At 76.5% G+C, this 3,496-nt stretch carries 4 protein-coding genes; 2 read left to right on the top strand and 2 right to left on the bottom strand.

What is annotated here, in order from left to right; genetic code table 11:
* On the bottom strand, positions 1-221 hold a 221-nt coding region (locus ICW40_RS13220; protein WP_221654483.1), incomplete at its 3' end, for a hypothetical protein.
* Between the two features lie 67 nt (positions 222-288).
* Between ICW40_RS13220 and malQ the strand changes: the two genes are divergently transcribed.
* Both malQ and ICW40_RS13230 read left to right on the top strand, forming a co-directional pair.
* Positions 289-2,430: a 4-alpha-glucanotransferase gene (malQ, locus tag ICW40_RS13225; RefSeq protein ID WP_221654484.1), complete on the top strand. Its 2,142-nt coding sequence runs from the start codon at positions 289-291 to the stop codon at positions 2,428-2,430.
* Positions 2,431-2,456: 26 nt separating this feature from the next.
* Positions 2,457-2,927 (top strand): hypothetical protein, encoded by a 471-nt coding sequence (locus ICW40_RS13230; RefSeq protein WP_221654485.1) that lies wholly within the window; start codon positions 2,457-2,459, stop codon positions 2,925-2,927.
* A gap of 178 nt (positions 2,928-3,105) precedes the next feature.
* On the opposite strand, the gene ICW40_RS13235 is transcribed toward ICW40_RS13230, so the two are convergent.
* Positions 3,106-3,496: ERAP1-like C-terminal domain-containing protein (locus tag ICW40_RS13235; protein ID WP_221654486.1), on the bottom strand; the 391-nt coding region annotated here is incomplete at its 5' end.

Below are 3,496 nucleotides of genomic sequence, written 5' to 3' on the forward strand. Positions count from 1 at the left end.
CGCCACCGGGCCACGTCGCCGGCGCCGGCCGCGCCGCCCGGGCCCCACCAGGCGTCGAGCAGCGCGTCCTGCGCCGCGGACCACGCCGCGGTCGCGTCCGACGCGGGGTCCTCGAGCCAGCGGTACGGGTCGGGCACGCGGTGCCCGTGCAGCTCCTCGACGGGTCCGGTCCGCTCGGCGGCGGGGTAGCGGCGTGCAGCGAGGGGGAGGCCCGTGGTCATCCCCGCAGGCTACGGCCCTGCGGCGCGCGGAGGATGCGCGCGCGGCGTGCTCTGGCAGGATCGAACCGTGCCGCAGCCTGACGACAAGACCTCGACCGGCGACCTGCCCGCGCCGCTCCTCGCCCTCGCCGAGCGCTTCGGCGTCGTGCCCGACTTCTGGGGCTTCGGCGGTGAGAAGAAGACCGTGAGCCAGGAGACCCTCGTGGCGGTGCTCGCGGCGCTCGGCGTGGACGCCTCCACACCCGAGCGTGCGGCGCTCGCGCTGGAGCACGCGGAGGACGAGGAGTGGCGGCGCACCCTGCCGCCCGTGGTCGTGCTGCGCGAGGGGACCACGCGCCGCGTGCCCGTCCACGTCGCCGACGGCGACGCGGTCGAGGTGTGGCTCGAGCTGGACCCCGAGGCCGGCGGTGGCCGACGCGACGTCGAGCAGGTGGACCACTACGTCCCGCCGCGCACGGTCGACGGCCGGGCGGTCGGCCGCGCCACCGTCGAGGTCCCCGACGGCGTGCCGCTCGGGTGGCACACCCTCGTCGCGAGCAGCGGCGGCACCACGGCCCGCGCCACCGTCGTCGTGACCCCCGCCCGGCTCGAGCTGCCGCACGGCATCGGCGACCGGCGCGGCTGGGGCTTCATGGCGCAGCTGTACTCGGTCCGCTCCGAGCGCTCCTGGGGCGTGGGCGACCTCGCGGACCTGCGGGAGATCGCCTGGATGTCGGCGCGGCGCGCGGGCGCCGACTTCCTGCTCATCAACCCGCTGCACGCGGCGGAGCCGCTCCCGCCGCTCTCGCCGTCGCCGTACCTCCCCACGAGCCGCCGCTTCGTCAACCCGCTCTACCTGCGGGTCGAGGACATCCCGGAGACCGCGTACCTGCCGGTCGCCGAGCGGTCCCTGATCGAGTGGCAGGCCGAGGTCGCCCGCCCGCTCAGCGCGGACCCGGGCCCGATCGACCGGGACACGGTGTGGGAGGCGAAGCGGGTCGCGCTCGACGTCGTCTTCGCCGCCCCGCGCTCCCGCGCGCGCGAGCTGGCCTTCGAGACGTTCCGTCGCGAGCAGGGAAAGGGGCTCGAGGACTTCGCCCTCTGGTGCGCGATGCACGAGCACTTCGCGGGCCGGGCGTGGCCCGACGGGGCGGACGACCGCGGGTCCGACGTGGTGCGCCGGCTGCGCGCCGACCTGGCAGACCGGATCACGTTCTACTGCTGGCTCCAGTGGGTCGCCGACGAGCAGCTCGCGGCCGCCCAGCGCGCCGCCGTCGAGGGCGGCATGCGGCTCGGGATCATGCACGACCTCGCGGTCGGGGTGCACCCGGAGGGTGCCGACGCCTGGTCGATGCGGGACGTGCTCGCGCAGGGCGTGTCCGTCGGTGCGCCGCCGGACATGTACAACCAGCAGGGCCAGGACTGGTCCCAGCCGCCGTGGCGGCCCGACGCGCTCGCACGCGCCGCCTACGCGCCCTACCGCGACATGCTCCGCACGGTGCTGCGGCACGCGGGCGCGATCCGGATCGACCACGTCATCGGCCTGTTCCGGCTGTGGTGGATCCCGCAGGGCCACGGCGCGCAGGACGGCGCCTACGTGCGGTACGACCACGAGGCGCTCATCGGCATCCTCGCGCTCGAGGCGCACCGGGCCGGCGCCGTCGTCATCGGCGAGGACCTGGGCGTCTTCGAGCCGTGGGTCCGCGACTACCTCACCGAGCGCGGCGTGCTCGGCACCTCGGTGCTGTGGTTCGAGCGCGAGGACGACGCGCCGATGCCGCCCGAGCGGTACCGCCGGCTCGCGCTCGCGACCGTGACGACGCACGACCTGCCGCCCACGGCCGGGTACCTCGCGCTCGAGCACGTCGACCTGCGCGACCGGCTCGGCCTGCTGAGCGAGTCCGTCGAGCAGGTGCGCGACGCGGCGCGGTCCGAGCGGGACCAGATGCTCGGCGTGCTGGCGCAGCGGGGGCTGGTGGGGGCCGAGGCGTCGGAGCGTCAGGTCGTCGAGGCCCTGCACCGGCTCGTCATGGCGTCGCCCGCCGTCCTCGTGGGCGTCTCTCTCGCCGACGCGGTCGGGGAGCGGCGCGCCCAGAACCAGCCCGGCACGGACCAGGAGTACCCGAACTGGCGCGTCCCGCTGGCCGACTCGGCGCAGCGCCTCGTGACGGTCGACGAGCTGTTCGACAACCCGCGCCTGCGCTCGCTCGTGGCGGCGCTGCGCGGCTGACCCCCTCCGTGCCCAGGACCCCGCGCGTGCCGCCCCGCCGCGTGCAGGTCGTCGGGCCGCAGGCCGCGGGCAAGACGCGGTTCGCGCGCGGGCTCGCGGCGGAGCTGGGCGTGCCCTTGGTCGAGGTCGACGTCCTCGTCCGGCTGCCCGACGGGACCATGGCCGACGTCGGGTCCTACCGCGCCGCGTGCGTGCGTGCCCTCGGCGACGCCGCGGACGGCTGGGTGGTCGACGGCGACGACGTCGAGCAGGTCGGCATCGCGTACGCGAGCGCCGACGCCGTCGTGTGGCTCGACGCGGGCCTGAGCACGACGCTGCCGCGCCTGGTCCGGCGGGTCGTGCGTCCTCGGCGCGGCTGGTCGCGTGCCGCGGAGGCCCGCGCGCTGCGCTGGGCGCTCGCGCACCACGCGTCCGACCGTCACCGCTGGTCGGCACTCGCGGCGCAGGACCCGGCCCGCTGGCGTCGCGTGGACGCGCGCCGCCCCACCCTCGTGTGACGGGCCCCGACCGTCGCCCGTGGGACACACGAGCACCACGGTGAACACCCACCGAGCGCGGAGCGTCGTGCCACGACTCGCCGGCGTGTCAGGGCACGACGCTCCGCGCTCGGGGCACGACGCTCCGCGGGAGGGCACGACGCTCCGCGCTCGCGGAGGTTCGCGTGGTGCGCTGGCGTCAGGCGCGGTCGCGCTCCTGCGCGGCGATCGCGCGGCGCACGCCGTCGCGCGACTCGACCACGAGCCGGCGCAGCGCCGGGTGGCGGTCGCCGAGCTGCTCGAGCCAGGCGTCGGTGCGGGCCAGCACGTCGGTACCCGGCATGCCCGCGAGCAGCGTCGGGTACAGGCCCACCACGACGTTCTGGGCGATCTCGTTGGTGCGCGTCGTCCAGACCCGCTCGATCGCCTCGAAGTAGGGCTCGACGAACGGCACGAGCAGCGCGCGGTCGTGCGCGCGGCCGAAGCCGGCGATCGTCGACGTCTGCAGCGCGTTCGCCAGGTCGGCGTCGTCCACGACGGCCGCCCACGCGGCGCGCTTGGCCTGCGGCGTCGGCACGGCGGCCCGCGCC

It is taken from the genome of Actinotalea ferrariae (assembly GCF_019733465.1).
Lineage (GTDB): Bacteria > Actinomycetota > Actinomycetes > Actinomycetales > Cellulomonadaceae > Actinotalea > Actinotalea ferrariae_A.